The following is a 14,615-nucleotide window of genomic DNA, read 5'->3' as shown; positions in this document are numbered from 1 at the left end:
TTTGTTTTTACTCCCCGGTGGTGAAGAGGCCCGCCAGCGCCTCGCCCACCAGCTGGCCGGAGTAGACCGCCTCCTCCAGGGTGTTGCCGTGGCTGCCGATCTCGATGAGCAGGCTGCCGGTGGTCAGGTCCTGGTTATAGTAGCGGTAGTCGAAGAGCACCGGGCGGGTAAAGCCGGGGAAGCGGCTTTCCATGGCGCTCTCCCACTTTGCCGCAAAGGCCAGATTCTGTTTGAAGTTGGGCAGGTTGCCGCCTTTGTCCGCTCCACAGATGATCATCACCTGGGCCGCGGTCCTGCCGTTCACATCGGCCACCGCCTTCACCCGGCCCTCGTCGGTCTCGATGGCGTCCCGGTGGACGTCCAGCACCACCTTGATGCTGGGGTATTTTTCCAGATAGCTGCGCACCGTGGCGTTACTGCGCTCATAGCTGCCGTTGTAGCTGGGGTAGTCGTGGAGGGTGGCGTCCTGCAGGGTCACGATGCCCGCCGCGTTCAGCTGCTCGGCGATGGCCGCCCCCACCGCCACCATGTTGAGGCTGGTGTCGGTGCGGCGGCAGGTGTACTCCGGGTCGAACCAGCCCAGGTCCTCCAGCTCATAGCTCTCGGTGGCGTGGGTGTGCATGATGAGCACCTGGGGCTCATCCGAACCCACCTCAATGTTGAAGGGCAGCGGGGCCGAGGCTGCCTCGGCCACCTCGGCGGCGGAGAGGCTGGTGCAGTTTTTGATGGTGCCCGCCGTGCAGGGAATGTAGGCGTCGCCGCTGCCCTGCTGGTAGTGGGCGCTCACGATGGCGCCCATCCCCTCGGGGGGCGGGCCGGGGGTGGGGGCCGGGGCGGCCGCCGCGTCCTCGGCGGGCTCGGCCGCCGGCTCGGTGCTCTCGGGCGCGGGAGTGGCCTCGGGCAGCAGCTCCTCGGGCGAGGGGGTGGTGAACACCGGCGGGCTCTCCGCGTCCTCCACTTCGGTCTGGGCGGCAGCCACCGCCTCCTGCCGGAACATCCGGTCCGCCGCGCCCAGCGCCGCCGCCGGGCTGGCCAGCAGGCTGCCTGCCACCGCAAGGCTGCCCGCCAGGTCCGGCACGCCGGCATAGCGGCCCGCGCCCATGGCCGCCGTGCCCACCGCCGCCGCCAGCGCCAGCGTGCCCAGCCGCCGCAGCGTTTTGGAATGTGCCAACGGCTCCGCCCCCCTTTTCATAGTCCTGCTGAAAGGATATGCGCCGGGGGGCGTTCTTCATTCCATCAGTTGGCCAGATAGCACAGCTCCGCGATGGACAGCCGCTGCTGCAGCGCCTTGTTCACCGCCAGGGCCAGCAGCTCCGCGCCCTTTTTTACCACCGTGTCCAGCTGGCGGGGGGTGACGACGCAGCCCGGGCGGCCCAGAAGGTCGTCCGCCTCCATCATGGTGGGGATGCCCACCGCCAGCACCGGCACCCCCAGCATGGCCCGGGTGAGGCACTTGCCGCTGGAGGGCCGGGCGGGGCACAGGCCGGTGTCGCTGATCTGCACCGTGCGGCCCATGCGGGCCGGGTCGGAGGTGCACAGGCTGTCGATGCAGAGGATGGCGGCGGGCTTCACCGCCCGCACCAGCCCCGCCAGCACCTGGGCCAGGGGGATGCCCGTCTCCCCCGACGCGCCGGGGGAAACACAGCACACCTCCCGCAGGCCCAGCTCGGCGGTGCGGCTGTCCGGCGCGATGCCCCGCGTCACCAGCACGCCCCCCGCCGCCCGGGGGCCCAGCGCGTCCGCCGTGACCCGGCGGTTGCCCACCCCCACCACCAGCACGGCGCCCGTTTCGGGCAGCATGGCCCGCAGCTCCCCCGCCACGGCGCTGACGTAGCGCTCGTCTTTCGAATCCGCCACGGCGAGGCTGGGCATCTCCAGGGTGGAGTAGCGCCCCGCCGGGCGGGCAAGACCGGTGCGGGTGATCTGCACCCGGGTGAGGGTGACAGGCCCCGAGCGGGCGGTGAACAGCTTGACCCCGCCGGGCACCTGCCCTTTGGAGGGACCGTAAATTTCGTCGGCGATGTCGGTGTAAACGGACATGAAAAAGCACCTCACAGCGGTATGAAGTGGCCGCCGCCCGCGCCCTTTTCGCGCGGCGGGGCCCCATGGGAGTGTGGGCCGGCGGCGCCCGCGCCATACCGCCGGAAAAAAGTTTAAAAAACGCTTGCATGCGCCGCTCAAATGTGGTATTATAAATTGCACTGTTATGGGTAGTAAGGAGGTGGTACGAATGCCTAACATCAAATCCCAGAAGGATCGCGTGGTCCAGTCCAAGAAGGAAGCCCTTCACAACAAGGCGATCAAGTCCAACCTGAAAACAGTCGTCAAGAAGGCAAACGCTGCCATCGCCGCGAATGCCGCTGACAAGGACGCCGTTGTCAAGGTGGCTGTCTCCACCATCGCCAAGGCGCAGAGCAAAGGTGTGGTCCACAAGAACACCGCTGCCCGCAAGATCAGCCGCATGGCGAAGCGCGCGAACAAGGCCAACGCCTGATTTTTCCAGACGAAAACAAAGACCTGCCGGTTTCGGCGGGTCTTTTGTTTTTTCCGCGGGAGGGCGGCGGCCCTTCCCTGTTTCATTTTTGCGACAAAAAGCCGGCCCCGCAGGGCCGGCTTTTCTGTTTTGTGGTCAGTTGGCGGAGGGGGAAGAGGCCGGGGCGGAGGAAGCTTCCAGCTCCTCCTGGCCCTCTTCGGCGGCCTCCATCACGCTGCCCATGGTGCGGCCTTCGTCCACATTCATGCCGGAGATGTACTCATAGCCGGTGGCAAGGCCCAGGTCCTCGGCGGGCACGGGCTTGTCCGGGCTGCGGAAGTGCTCGTTCAAAATGCGGGCGCAGTTCTCCCGGTCGGTGTAATACACCCAGGTGTGGCCGTTGATGTGGGCCGAGCCGCCGGGCGCGCGCACGATGAAGATGTTTTCCGGCTCGATCTTGAGCATGGTGTCGTACAGGCCCCAGATGTCGGTGATGTCCAGGCTGGTGTTGATGTAGTGGGCGATGAGCTTGCAGGTGGTGTAGTAGTCCGCCAGGGTGTAGTCCTCCAGGAAGGTCTTGACCAGGGCGGCGTAGAAGTACTGCTGGGTCTCCAGCCGTTTATAGTCGGCGGTGGCGTAGTTGCGGTTGCGCAGGATCAGCTCGGCGGTATCGCCGCTGATGAGGTGGGTGCCCTGGGTGCAGACCAGGTCCTCCTTGCCGGTGTCCTTGTCCACGGTGACGATGTCCCAGGGGACATACATCTCGATGCCGCCCATGTTGTTCAGCATGGTCTTGAAGGCGTTCATGTCGATGGTGACATAATCGTCCACCGGCAGCTTGTACAGCTGGTAGATCATGTTGGCGATGTTGTTGATGAGGTTCTCCTGGTCGGGGCCGTTGGCATAGACCTCGTTGATCTTGCCCTCGATGGCCTTTTTGCCGCCGCCCATGTCCTCGCCGTAGTAGGTGTCGCGGGGGATCTGGAAGGCGTTCACGGTGCCGGCGTCCCGGTCGATCTGGACATAGAGGATGACGTCGGTCATGCCCTTGCCTTCGGCGTAGTCCCGGTCAGTGTCGTAGTCGATGCCCAGCAGCAGCAGGTTGTAGGTGCGGTCGCCCTCAGACGCCAGGTCCGGGTCCTGCACCTGATTCAGCTGGCCGGCCTCGCCCTCGTCCAGGGCGGGCGCCACCTGGCTGTACATATACCACACCGTGCCGCAGGCGGCCAGAAGCACCACCGCCAGCACGATCAGCGCCAGCTTGACGGCGTTGCGTTTGTTCTTTGGCTTGTTCAAAGGGTCGTTCCCTCGCTTTCAGTTTTTTGCGGCCCGGTCCCGCGGGCCAAAAATGTCAAAAGAGTTACAGAGGAATTATACTCCATCTTTTACGAAAAATGGAGGCTTTTTGCCCATTTTCGCCCATTGCCACAAAACCCTGTTCGCTTTTTCTGCCATTTTACTATATTTTTACATTGCTTTTGTGCGCCTTTCGCGCACAAAAGCCCCTGTGCCGCCGGCACAGGGGCTTTTGAAGGACGTTTTTACTGGGTGACCAGGGTGGTGCCGGGGTAGTAATGGGCAAGGATGTCCGCATAGCCCCAGCCGTTGGCGGCGTAGCCCCAGGCGCCCATCTGGCTCATGCCGCAGCCGTGGCCGTAGCCGTAGACGGTGAAGGTGAAGGCCTCGCTGCCCGCGTCGTAGCTGATGTCGAAGGCGGCGGAGCGCAGGGTCTTGCCGTTGACATTGTTCAGCACGTTCTCCCGCAGGTTGCGGCCGGTGGTGGTGGCGGTGCCCACCCGGATGCTGGTGACGTAGCCGCTGGAGTTCTTGACGATGTCGCCGAACCAGTCCTCGGGGTTGGAGCTGTAAGCGTAGAGGTCAACACCCAGGCGCTCCTGGGCGCGGGCGGCCACCTCGCTGGTGTAGTAGACCCGGGTGCTCTGCCAGTTGGAGGCATAGTCCTTGTCGTAGGGGCTGTCCACATTGATGAGGTAGGGCCGTGCGCCGCCCCACACCTCCTGGCTGGAGTTGGTGCCGAAGGCCGCGGAGGCGAAGTAGGGGGTGAAGGCAACGCTGCCGTTGTAGGTGAGGATCTGGTTGGCCACCTCACGGGCGGCGGCGCGGATGGTCTCGTTGGGCTCCAGGCCGGCCACGCTGGGCGCGCCGCGCTGACTGAGGATCCAGCTGTGGGCCGCCACCATCTGGGCCTTGTAGGCCTCCACAGGGGCGTTTGCGCCCATCTCGTTGCGGGCGATCATGGCCAGACACTCCACCAGGTCCATCTCCTGGCGCACGCCGTTCATGGTGACGGTGATGGTGCTGCCGGAAGAGGGCGGAGGGGTGGGAGTGGGCGCGGGGGTGGGCGCGGGCGTCGGGCCCGGGGTGGGCTCGGCGGTGGCCGGGGTGCTGGCCGAGGGGGTGGCGCTGGGCTTCGGGCTGGCGGATGCGTCCGGCGTGGCCGACGGGCTGGCCGAAGCGTCCGGCGTGGGGGAAGCGCCCGGCTCCACCGTTTCGCCGCCGCCCACCTCGCTCAGAGGCCGGTCCTCATCGGGCATGCCGGCCTCCTCCTGCACGTCGCTGGAGGTGGCGCCGCCGGTCTTGTACCAGTTCAGCCAATACTGGCTGAGGGTGGTGAGGCTGGGGGCGGAAACGCCCTCGCTCTCATACACCGCCATGGGCATCAGGGGCTGCTCGGCGGGCTGCACCTGATTGCCGAAGAGGATGGCGGCCTCGTTGTCCCGCAGCTGGCGGCCGGTGATGACCAGCATCCGCCCGCTGGCGGAGGGGCTGTCCGCCACCAGGGTGACGAAGGCGTCGCCGTCCCGCACGTCGGCGGGCATCTCGTAAAGGCTGCGGGCCTTGGCCCCCAGCACAAAGGTGAGGTAGTCCTCGTAGTTGGACAGGTCCTGCAGGCCGTAGAGGTCAAAGGCGGACTCGCCCGTCTCGGCGGGGTCCCACTCGTAGACCGCCAGCACCTTGTAGCGGTAGTCGCCGTCGGCGGTGTAGAGGGTGAAGCCGCTGTTCTCCTTCAGCACTTCCTCCTGCACCAGCTCGCTGAGCTGTTCCATGGAGGCGGTGGGGCAGCGCACGAGCACGTTGCTCTGGCTCTGGCCCAGGGTCTCCGAGCCGGTGAACCGGGGCAAGGTGTCCTCGGCGGCGTTCACCACGCCGCCCTGCCGGCCGCCGGGGGCCGCCGCGTCGGCGGACCAGACCAGCGAGCCGTCCAGTTCGGGCAGGGCCAGATAGGCCGCCACGCCCGCGTCCTTGGCCTGCTGGGCCAGCAGATAGTCCCGGGCCGCGTCGTCGTAGTCGGCGGTGCCGTAGCCCACGTCGCCCAGCACGCTGCCGCCGCCGGGCAGCTTGCCTCCCTGCCACAGCCACAGCGCCACGCCGCCGGCGATGGCCGCCACCAGCAGGACGCAGCCGATCAGCCGCCCCCAGTGGGGGCCGGAGGGCTTTTGCTCCTGCCCTTCATGGGCGGGTTCGGGGGCTTCGTCGCTGAACAGCAGCTGCGCCGCGCTGGTGAGCTGCTCGTCCGGCTTGAGAAGGTCGGCGGGCGCGCCGTCGGGCCGGGGCGCCTTGCCGGTGAAGGCCGGGGCCGCGGGCGCAGGGGCGCTTTGGGCCGGGGCGGCTTTCGGGGCCGGCCGGGCCGGGGCCTGCGGGGGCTGGGCCGCCTCCGCCTTGGGGGCCGCCGCAGGGGCGGGGGCCGCTTTTGCCGCCGCGGGGGCAGAGACCGCCTGCGGAGCGGGGGCCGCCGGGGCCGCCGCTTTCGGCGCGGGGGCGGAAGCGAGGCCCGCCAGCGCCTGACCGGGCAGTTCCAGTTTCGGGGCGGGGCCGCCCAGCTTAAACCGCTCCACAAAGGAGTCCATGTCCTTGCCCTGGGCCATGCGGCGCAGCATGTCCAGCAGCCAGCCGGCGGCCAGAGCCTGCTCGTCGCCGTCCGCGGGCAGGGGCCGCACCCAGGCGTATTTGTCGTTGCAGGTGAGCACGAAGGCCGGGTGCTGCCCGTCCGAAGGGCAGTAGGCCGCGGCCCAGTCCGCCCCGGAGACCCGCAGCGCCGCGTGGGCGCGGGTGGCGGCGGGCTGCACCGGGCAGTGGGGATATTTCTTTAAAAGGTGCTTGTTGGGCGCCACCCGCGCGCCCCGCTTGGGGTGGGCGTAGCTCTGGGCACCGAAGTCATAGACGCTGCCCGCCTTGTCGCACCCGGCGAGGGCGGCGTCCAGCAGCTTGCCGGTGGCCGCGTCCGCCGCAACGAACAGGCGGCCGGACTTTGCCAGCGCGTCCACCGCCACATTGGCGAGGCTCTCTTCGCCCACGCAGAACACCGCGTCGCCGAAGCGGCTCTCAAAGTAGTCCTGCCAGCGGCGGCAGACCGAGGCGGCATCCCCGCCCCGGGCGGTGACGCAGACGGCGTACTCGCCGTTTTTCATCAGAAGGTTCAGGCCCGGGCAGCCCTGGCCCGCGGCGGTGCGCAGCACCTGGGTCACCTGGTCCAGCTGCGGGCCAAACAGCCGCAGCACCAGTGAGCAGGAGTTTTGTTCCATGGTGTTCACCTCTCAATCCGGGATGTCCCGGGCGTTCACCGCGCCGGGGATGGGCAGCCCCAGGGCCAGCCGGCGGGCGGCGTCCAGGGCGTTTTTGGCGGCGGCCAGGCGGATGGTGGCCCGGTCCCGGCTGCCCAGGTCCAGGCGCTTGACGAACACATCCGCGCCCCGGGCCGCGCCCATGTATACAAGGCCCACCGGCTTTTCGGGGGTGCCGCCCCCGGGGCCGGCGATGCCGGTGAGGGAGACGGCCACGTCCGCGCCGGCAGCCTTTGCCGCGCCCGCCGCCATGGCGGCGGCCACCTGGGGGCTCACCGCGCCGTGCTTTGCCAGCGCCTCTTCGCTGACCCCCAGCAGTTTCTGTTTTGCTTCATTTGCGTAGGTCACAAAGCCGAAGCCGAACGCTTCGCTTGCGCCGGGCACGTTCGTGACCAGCTGGCTCACAAGGCCGCCGGTGCAGCTTTCGGCGGTGGCGAGGGTGAGGCCCTTCTGGCGCAGAGCGCTCACCAGGGCGTATTCCAGCCCCTCCTCGCCCTCGGCGTAGATGTACTCCCCCGCCAGCCGGTAGAAGTTCCGGGCGTAGTCCCGGCACATGGCCCGGGCCGTTTCTTCATCGGGGGCGGCGGCGGTGATGCGGATGAGCAGCTCCGAGGTCTTGGCGTAGACCGCGGCGGTGGGGTTCTCGTTTTTGAAGAGATGGCCCAGCAGCTCCTCGGCGTGGCTCTCGCCGATGCCGGTGAGGCGCAGCACGAGGCTTTCCAGCACGCGCTGCTGCCCCTTTTGCAGGAAGAGACGCACGGCGTTTTTCCACAGAGGCTCCAGCTCCGAGGGCGGGCCGGGCAGCAGCACCGCCCGTTTGCCGTCTGCCTCGAACCACACCGCCGGGGCGGTGCCGTTGGGGTTTTCGAACCAGCCGCCCCTGGTGGGCACCATGGCCTGTTTTTCGTTGTTGGCGGGGGTGGTGCGGCCGGTGGAGGTGAAGAAGGCGCGGATCTCCTCCAGCACTTTCGGCTCAAAGCGCATCTCGTCGCCAAAGCACCGGGCCACCGTCTCCTTGGTCAGATCGTCCGCCGTGGGGCCAAGGCCCCCGGAGAACACCAGCAGGTCGCTGCGGCCAAGGGCGGCGCGCACCGTTTCCTCCAGGCGGGCGGCGTTGTCGCCCACCACCTGCTGGTGCAGCACGTCAATGCCCAGCGCCGCCAGCTCCCGGGACAAAAAGCGGGCGTTGGTGTTCAGAATGTCACCCAGCAGCAGCTCGGTGCCCACACAGATGATCTCAGCGGTCAAGTTTCTCTCCCCCTTTGTGCCATTTCACAGCAGCAGGTCGTCCTCGTCCCCGGCGGCCTTGCGCATGTCGATGCGGATGCGCTCCACATCCTTGGCCGCCCGCTCTTCCAGCGCCGCCAGACCGGGCATCTCCGCCTCGGCGGCCTCCACCTCGGCCAGGGTGGGTTTGGTCTTGGGGTGGGGCGGGGTGAAGATGGTGCAGCAGTCCTCGTAGGGCAGGATGCTGGTTTCAAAGGTGCCGATGCGGCGGGCCGTCTCCACGATCTCGGTCTTGTCCATGCCGATGAGGGGCCGCAGGATGGGCAGGTCCTGGGCCGCGTCGGTGCAGGCCAGGGCCATCAAGGTCTGGCTGGCCACCTGGGCCAGGCTCTCGCCGGTGACCAGGGCCTTTGCGTCGATCTCCTTGGCGATGCGGTTGGCGATGCGCATCATGCTGCGGCGCATGAGCACGGTGAACAGCACGTCGGGCGCGTGGTCCCGGATGTACTCCTGGGGGGTGGTGTAAGGCACCACATACAGAACGCAGCTGCCGGTGTAGCCGCTGATGGTCTGGGCCAGGGTCTGCACCTTGCGCTTGGCCGCCTCGCTGGTGTAGGGCGGGCTGGCGAAGTGGATGTGATGCAGCGCAAGGCCGCGGCGGGCCATGTACCACGCGGCCACCGGGCTGTCGATGCCGCCGGAGAGCATGTTCACCGCGCGGCCGCTGGTGCCCACCGGCAGGCCGCCGGGGCCGGGCACCTTGGGGCCGTGGATGTAGGCGCCGTAGTCCCGCACCTCCACCATGACCACGATGTCCGGGTGATGCACGTCCACCTTCAGGTGGGGGTGCTTGGAGAGCAGAAAGCCGCCCAGCTCCCGGCTGATCTCCGGGCTCTTCATGGGGAAGGACTTGTCCGAGCGCTTGGCCTCCACCTTGAAGGTGCGCAGGCCCCGCAGGGTCTCGCCCAGATAGCTTTCGGCGGTGGCCTTGATGGCCTCAAAGTCCTTTTCGCACACCGCCGCGCGGCTGAGGGCCGCCAGACCGAACACCTGGCCCACCCGCTTGAAGGCCTCGTCGAAGTTGGCGGCGGCCTCCTCGTCCCGGGGCTCCACGTACATGGTGCTCTGGGCCTTGTAGACCTGGAACTTGCCCAGCTCCCGCACGCGGAAGCGCAGGGCCTTGGCCAGCGCCGCCTCAAAGGTGGCCTTGTTCAGGCCTTTCAGGGCCATCTCGCCCTGGTAGCAAAGAATAACTTCCTTCATCGTCGTTTCTCCTTACGTCGCGCTCAGCGCAGCTGCGCCAGCGTTTTGAGGCCCTGTTCCAGGCCATTCAGCAGAGCGTCCACGTCCGCCTCGGTGTTCTCGGCGCAGAAGCTCACCCGCAGGGCGGTGTCGATGCGCCGCGGCTCCAGACCCATGGCCCCCAGCGTGTGGCTGGCGGCGCCCCGGGAGCAGGCCGACCCGCTGGACACATACACCTTCGTCTGCTCCAGATAATGGAGCATGGTCTCGCTCTTCACCCGCATGGTGCTGAAGTTCAGCACCTCGCTCACCGCGTCCTCCGGGCTGTTGAGCACCACGTCCAGGGTGGCAAGGCCCGCCCGCAGCCGGGCGTTCAGCGCCGCCGCGCGGGCCGAGCGGGCCGCGAAGGTCTTTTCCATCCGCCGGGCGGCGGTGGCAAGCCCCACCGCGTAGGGCAGGTTCTCGGTGCCGGGGCGCACGCCCTGCTCCTGGCCGCCGCCGTGGCCCTTCTCCTGCCCGCCGCCCAGATACGGCGGCTGGATGTTGTAGCCCCGGCGCAGATAAAGCGCGCCCACGCCCTTGGGGGCGTGAATTTTGTGGCCGCTGACGGTGTAGCTGTCGATGTTTTCCAGGCTCACCGGCACCCGCATCCAGGCCTGCACGCCGTCCACATGCACGGCGGTGCGGCTGTTGGCTGCCTTCACCCGGGCAGCCAGCTTCTTCACGTCCTGCCTTGCACCCGTCTCGTTGTTCACCTGCATGCAGGTGACGAGAATGGTGCCCTTGTCCACCCGGTCGGCCAGGGCGTCCACGTCGAGACGGCCGTCCGCGCCGGGGGCGACGAAGTCCACCTCGAAGCCCTCTTCGGCAAGGCGGGCCAGGGGCAGCGCCGCGCTGGGATGTTCGAAGCCGCTGGCCACGATCTTCTTGCCCCAGCTGCGCCGGGCCAGCGCCGCGCCCAGCAGGGCGATGTTGTTGCTCTCGCTGCCGCAGCCGGTGAAGAACACCTGCCCCGGCTCGGCCCCCAGGGTGCGGCCCACGATGTTCCGGGCCTTGTCCAGCAGCTCCTTGGACTCCACACCGGGGGTGTAGAGGCTGGAGGGGTTGCCCCAGTGGTTCGTCATGGTCTTGTAAATGGCGTCGGCCACCTCAGGGGCCACCCGGGTGGTGGCGGCGTTGTCCAGATAGTGCAGGGCTTCGTTGTCGATCATCGCAGCTTCCCGACCTTTACAATAAGTATAGTCCGCCGTTTTTATCCGTTGTGTTCTGCATCTGCCCGGCGGCGGGTCATAAAGATACAGAATATATTATAGCACGACTGTGCCCGGGGGCACAAGGCCGCGGCGGGGCCGGAAAGTGTTACTTTTGCGGCGGGCCTTGTAACCGGCGGCCGGTTCTGCTACCATGGATACTGTAAGAAACAGGGGGCGAAGGGCCCCCGGGATGAGAACAGAAAGGGTGGCGCGCATGAAAACGGATATTCAGATCGCCCAGGAGGCGACCTTGAAGCCCATCACCGAGATCGCGGCGGGGCTGGGCCTTGGCGAGGATGACATCAGCCTTTACGGCAAATACAAGGCGAAGATCGACCACCGGCTGGCCAAAAAGGCCCAGAAACAGGGCAAGCTGATTTTGGTCACGGCCATCAGCCCCACCCCGGCGGGCGAGGGCAAGACCACCATCAGCTGCGGCCTTGCGGACGCGCTGAACGCCCTGGGCAAAAAGACCATGCTCTGCCTGCGTGAGCCCAGCCTCGGGCCCGTGTTCGGCATCAAGGGCGGCGCGGCCGGTGGCGGCTACGCCCAGGTGGTGCCCATGGAGGACATCAACCTCCACTTCACCGGCGACCTGCACGCCATCGGCGCGGCCAACAACCTGCTGGCGGCCATGGTGGACAACAGCATCTACCAGGGCAACCCCCACCACATCGACCCCCGCCGGGTGACCTGGAAGCGCTGCGTGGACATGAACGACCGGCAGCTGCGCTTTGTCACCGACGGGTTGGGCGGCAAGGTGAACGGCACCCCCCGGGAGGACGGCTTTGACATCACGGTGGCCAGCGAAGTGATGGCCATCTTCTGCCTTGCCACCGACCTGAAAGACTTGAAGGAGCGGCTGTCTCGCATCGTGGTGGCCTACACCTACGAGGGCCAGCCTGTGACCGCCGGCCAGATCGGCGCGGCGGGCGCGATGACCGCCCTGCTGAAGGACGCCTTTGACCCAAACCTCGTCCAGACGCTGGAGAACAACCCCGCCATCATCCACGGCGGCCCCTTCGCCAACATCGCCCACGGCTGCAACAGCGTGATGGCCACCCGGCTGAGCCTTTCTCTGGCGGACTATGTGGTCACCGAGGCGGGCTTCGGCGCGGACCTGGGCGCGGAGAAATTTCTGGACATCAAGTGCCGCATGACCGGCCTTGCCCCGAACGCGGTGGTGCTGGTGGCCACCGTGCGGGCGCTGAAGCATCACGGCGGCTGCCCCAAGGACCAGCTGGGCGTGCCCAATGTGGACTACCTGAAGGCGGGCGCGGCGAACCTTGCCCGCCACGTGGAGAACATGCGCGGCTTCGGCGTGCCGGTGTGCGTTGCCATCAACGCCTTCCCCACTGACAGCGCCGAGGAGCACGAGTGCCTGCGGGACATCTGCGCCGACCTGGGCGTGCCCTGCGAGCTGGCCACCGTCTTTGCCGACGGCGGCAAGGGCGGCCTTGAACTGGGCAAAGCGGTGCTGAGCATCCTGCAGCCCGAGACCACCCTCAACTTCACCTACCCCGACGAGGCCCCGCTGGCCGAGAAGGTGGACGCGGTGGCGAAGAAGATCTACCGCGCCGCGGCGGTGAGCTGGAGCGCCCCCGCCAAGAAGGCGCTGGCGGAGATCGAGGCCATGGGCTACGGCAAGCTGCCGGTGTGCATCGCCAAGACCCAGTACTCCTTCAGCGACGACGCGACTCTGCTGGCCGCGCCGGAAGGCTTCACCATGACCGTGCGGGACGTGCGTCTTAGCGCCGGCGCGGGGTTCGTGGTGGTCATCATGGGCAGCATCATGACCATGCCCGGCCTGCCCAAAAAGCCCGCCGCCGAGAACATCGACGTGGACGAGAACGGCCGCATCACCGGGCTGTTCTGAAACAAGGCATAACGAAAGAGGCTCCCCGCGCGGGGAGCCTCTTTTTCGTGGTGCGGCACCTTGTGTTTTCGCGGTCAGCCGTTTGCCCGGCTGGCCTTTTTTCAGTTCTGGTCTTTCGAGTGGCTGAAGGCCGCGGCCAGCACGCCGCACACAAGGCTGGCGGTGACCCCCGCGGCCGCGGCGGAAAAGCCGCCGCAGAGCGCGCCCAAAAGGCCGCTTTTTTCCACCGCGTCCACCACGCCCTGGGCCAGCAGGTGCCCAAAGCCCAGCAGGGGCACGCTGGCCCCCGCCCCGGCAAACTCCGCCAGCGGGTCGTAGAGGCCCAGGGCGCTGAGCACAACACCCGCCACCACATAGGTCACCAGCACCCGGGCGGGGGTGATGCTGGTCAGGTCGATGAGCAGCTGCCCCGCCACGCAGATGAGGCCGCCCACCACGAAAGCCCAAAGATAGGTCATGTTTCCGCCTCCTCGCTCACAAGTTCCACCAGATGGGCCACGCCGGGGATGCTCATGCCCTGCTGGCTGGTGATCTGGCTCATCAGCGCCCCGGTGGAGAGGAACAGCACCCGGCGCATTTTGCCCTTGCGCAGAGCGGGCAGCACCCGGGCGCAGAGCACCGCCGCCGAACAGCCCGCCCCGCTGCCCCCGGCCTGCACCTCCTGTTTGTGGATGTCGTAAATTTCGAGGCCGCAGTCGGTGTGATTTTTCATTTCCAGCCCCTCCGCCTCCAGCAGCTGGGCCAGCAGGCGGCTGCCCACCAGACCCAGGTCGCCGGTGTAGACCGCGTCGAAGTCGGCGGGGGTGCGGCCGGTATCCGCGCAGTGGCGCAGGATGGTCTCGGCGGCGGCGGGGGCCATGGCGCCGCCCATGTTGGTCAGGTCGGTGACGGCATAGTCCCGCACCCGGCCGAAGGTGACCGAGGCCACCCGGGGCCCCGCCCCCCGCGCCGCCACAAGGCAGCAGCCCGCGGCGGTGGCCGTCCACTGGGCGGTGGGGGTGCGCTTGCCGCCGTAGCTCAGAGGGGTGCGGAACTGCCGCTCCGCCGCGCAGAAGTGGCTGCTGGCCAGCGCCGCCGCCACCTCCACGCATCCCCCCGCCGCGAGGCAGGCCGCCAGCCCCAGCGCCTCGGCCATGGTGCTGCACGCCCCGTACAGCCCGGCAAAGGGCACGTCGGTGCGGCTCATGTGGTAGGCGGTGGCGGTGCACTGGTTCTGCAGATCGCCCCCCAGCACAAGGCTCAGCCGCCCCAAGGGCAGCCGTGCCTTTTGCAGTGTCAGCTCCAGGCAGTGCTGCTGCAGGCGGCTTTCCGCCTGCTCCCAGGTGGGCTCGCCCAGGCTGTTCTCGGGAAAGAGCAGGTCAAACTGGGCCGCCATCGGGCCCTCCCCCTCCTTTTTGCCGCCCACGGCCCCCTGGGCCAGAATGACCGGCGGCGCGTCGAAGAGGATGGTGTCGCCTTTGCGCATCAGCCCGCCCCCTTTAGATGAAGGGGCGCAGGAAGTAGTACAGCGCCCCCCAGGCGGTGCTGGCCAGCACGCCGTAGACGATGACCGGGCCGGCGATCTGGAACATCTTGGCCCCCACGCCGGTGACGTAGCCCTCGCACCGGGCCTCGATGGCCTGGCTGACCACCGCGTTGGCAAAGCCGGTGATGGGCACCAGCGTGCCCGCCCCGGCCTTTGTGGCCAGCTTGTGATACCAGCCCAGGGCGGTGGTGACGGCGGAGATCACGATGAGGGTGATGCTGGTCATGCAGCCCGCGTCGCTGCGCACAAAGCCCGCCGCCATATACGCCTTGCGCAGCGCCTCGCCCGCAAGGCAGATGCCGCCGCCCACGAAAAAGGCCCACAGGCAGTCCTTGAGCAATTTGGAGTGGGGGCTGGCCCCCGCCACCAGCCGGCCGTATTGTTCCACCGTTATCTTCAAAGCAGAGTCCTCCTCCCGCTGCGCGAAAAACATTCT

General features: G+C 67.7%; 12 protein-coding genes. 2 read left to right on the top strand and 10 right to left on the bottom strand.

The features are described 5' to 3' along the window. Nucleotides 1-7 precede the first annotated feature (7 nt). Together spoIIP and gpr are read right to left on the bottom strand one after the other, a co-directional pair. Nucleotides 8-1,171 (bottom strand): stage II sporulation protein P, encoded by a 1,164-nt coding sequence (spoIIP, locus tag ACMI1Q_RS01250; protein ID WP_419502524.1) that lies wholly within the window; start codon nt 1,169-1,171, stop codon nt 8-10. A 65-nt stretch (nt 1,172-1,236) separates the two neighbouring features. Then, nucleotides 1,237-2,040, bottom strand: coding sequence for a GPR endopeptidase (gene gpr / locus ACMI1Q_RS01245; RefSeq protein WP_394979812.1), 804 nt, complete (start codon nt 2,038-2,040; stop codon nt 1,237-1,239). 190 nt (nt 2,041-2,230) lie between these two features. Here gpr and rpsT point away from each other — a divergent pair, with 190 nt between their 5' ends. Next, nucleotides 2,231-2,494: a 30S ribosomal protein S20 gene (gene rpsT / locus ACMI1Q_RS01240; protein WP_177522751.1), complete on the top strand. Its 264-nt coding sequence runs from the start codon at nt 2,231-2,233 to the stop codon at nt 2,492-2,494. A 135-nt stretch (nt 2,495-2,629) separates the two neighbouring features. Here rpsT and ACMI1Q_RS01235 read toward each other — a convergent pair whose 3' ends face one another. The 5 genes from ACMI1Q_RS01235 to ACMI1Q_RS01215 all read right to left on the bottom strand — a co-directional run bounded on the left by ACMI1Q_RS01235 (nt 2,630) and on the right by ACMI1Q_RS01215 (nt 10,736). Further along, nucleotides 2,630-3,769 carry an LCP family protein gene (locus ACMI1Q_RS01235; protein ID WP_419502523.1) on the bottom strand — a complete coding sequence of 380 codons (1,140 nt, stop codon included), beginning with the start codon at nt 3,767-3,769 and terminating at the stop codon, nt 2,630-2,632. A 245-nt stretch (nt 3,770-4,014) separates the two neighbouring features. Beyond that, complete coding sequence (locus ACMI1Q_RS01230) at nt 4,015-7,017, bottom strand: SpoIID/LytB domain-containing protein (RefSeq protein ID WP_419502522.1); 3,003 nt, start codon at nt 7,015-7,017, stop codon at nt 4,015-4,017. Between the two features lie 12 nt (nt 7,018-7,029). Further along, complete coding sequence (locus ACMI1Q_RS01225; RefSeq protein ID WP_419502521.1) at nt 7,030-8,304, bottom strand: competence/damage-inducible protein A; 1,275 nt, start codon at nt 8,302-8,304, stop codon at nt 7,030-7,032. Nucleotides 8,305-8,328: 24 nt separating this feature from the next. Beyond that, entirely contained in the window at nt 8,329-9,546 is a 1,218-nt protein-coding gene (gene thiI / locus ACMI1Q_RS01220) for a tRNA uracil 4-sulfurtransferase ThiI (RefSeq protein WP_419502520.1), read from the bottom strand. A 23-nt stretch (nt 9,547-9,569) separates the two neighbouring features. Continuing rightward, complete coding sequence (locus ACMI1Q_RS01215) at nt 9,570-10,736, bottom strand: cysteine desulfurase family protein (RefSeq protein WP_419502519.1); 1,167 nt, start codon at nt 10,734-10,736, stop codon at nt 9,570-9,572. 256 nt (nt 10,737-10,992) lie between these two features. Here ACMI1Q_RS01215 and ACMI1Q_RS01210 point away from each other — a divergent pair, with 256 nt between their 5' ends. After that, nucleotides 10,993-12,654 (top strand): formate--tetrahydrofolate ligase, encoded by a 1,662-nt coding sequence (locus ACMI1Q_RS01210; protein WP_417025380.1) that lies wholly within the window; start codon nt 10,993-10,995, stop codon nt 12,652-12,654. A 101-nt stretch (nt 12,655-12,755) separates the two neighbouring features. On the opposite strand, the gene spoVAE is transcribed toward ACMI1Q_RS01210, so the two are convergent. Genes spoVAE through ACMI1Q_RS01195 form a run of 3 tightly spaced genes read right to left on the bottom strand, consistent with a single transcriptional unit; the run spans nt 12,756 to nt 14,612 of the window. Beyond that, on the bottom strand, nt 12,756-13,112 hold the full coding sequence (spoVAE, locus tag ACMI1Q_RS01205; RefSeq protein WP_330056144.1) for a stage V sporulation protein AE: 357 nt from the start codon (nt 13,110-13,112) through the stop codon (nt 12,756-12,758). After that, complete coding sequence (locus ACMI1Q_RS01200) at nt 13,109-14,119, bottom strand: stage V sporulation protein AD (RefSeq protein ID WP_330056146.1); 1,011 nt, start codon at nt 14,117-14,119, stop codon at nt 13,109-13,111. The genes spoVAE and ACMI1Q_RS01200 overlap by 4 nt, the downstream gene beginning before the upstream one ends. 13 nt (nt 14,120-14,132) lie before the next feature. Beyond that, entirely contained in the window at nt 14,133-14,612 is a 480-nt protein-coding gene (locus ACMI1Q_RS01195) for a SpoVA/SpoVAEb family sporulation membrane protein (RefSeq protein WP_419069104.1), read from the bottom strand. Nucleotides 14,613-14,615: the final 3 nt, after the last annotated feature.

Origin of the sequence: Candidatus Allofournierella excrementavium (assembly GCF_048526665.1) — a bacterium.
GTDB classification, from domain to species: domain Bacteria; phylum Bacillota; class Clostridia; order Oscillospirales; family Ruminococcaceae; genus Allofournierella_A; species Allofournierella_A excrementavium.
This window is presented reverse-complemented; position numbering and strand designations above follow the sequence as displayed.

Excerpts from the sequence above, each read along its gene's own strand:
- gpr (WP_394979812.1), bottom strand. The coding sequence starts at position 2,040 with ATGTCCGTTTACACCGACATCGCCGACGAAATTTACGGTCCCTCCAAA.
- rpsT (WP_177522751.1), top strand. The coding sequence starts at position 2,231 with ATGCCTAACATCAAATCCCAGAAGGATCGCGTGGTCCAGTCCAAGAAG.
- ACMI1Q_RS01230 (WP_419502522.1), bottom strand. The coding sequence starts at position 7,017 with ATGGAACAAAACTCCTGCTCACTGGTGCTGCGGCTGTTTGGCCCGCAG.
- thiI (WP_419502520.1), bottom strand. The coding sequence starts at position 9,546 with ATGAAGGAAGTTATTCTTTGCTACCAGGGCGAGATGGCCCTGAAAGGC.
- ACMI1Q_RS01215 (WP_419502519.1), bottom strand. The coding sequence starts at position 10,736 with ATGATCGACAACGAAGCCCTGCACTATCTGGACAACGCCGCCACCACC.
- ACMI1Q_RS01210 (WP_417025380.1), top strand. The coding sequence starts at position 10,993 with ATGAAAACGGATATTCAGATCGCCCAGGAGGCGACCTTGAAGCCCATC.
- spoVAE (WP_330056144.1), bottom strand. The coding sequence starts at position 13,112 with ATGACCTATCTTTGGGCTTTCGTGGTGGGCGGCCTCATCTGCGTGGCG.
- ACMI1Q_RS01200 (WP_330056146.1), bottom strand. The coding sequence starts at position 14,119 with ATGCGCAAAGGCGACACCATCCTCTTCGACGCGCCGCCGGTCATTCTG.
- ACMI1Q_RS01195 (WP_419069104.1), bottom strand. The coding sequence starts at position 14,612 with ATGTTTTTCGCGCAGCGGGAGGAGGACTCTGCTTTGAAGATAACGGTG.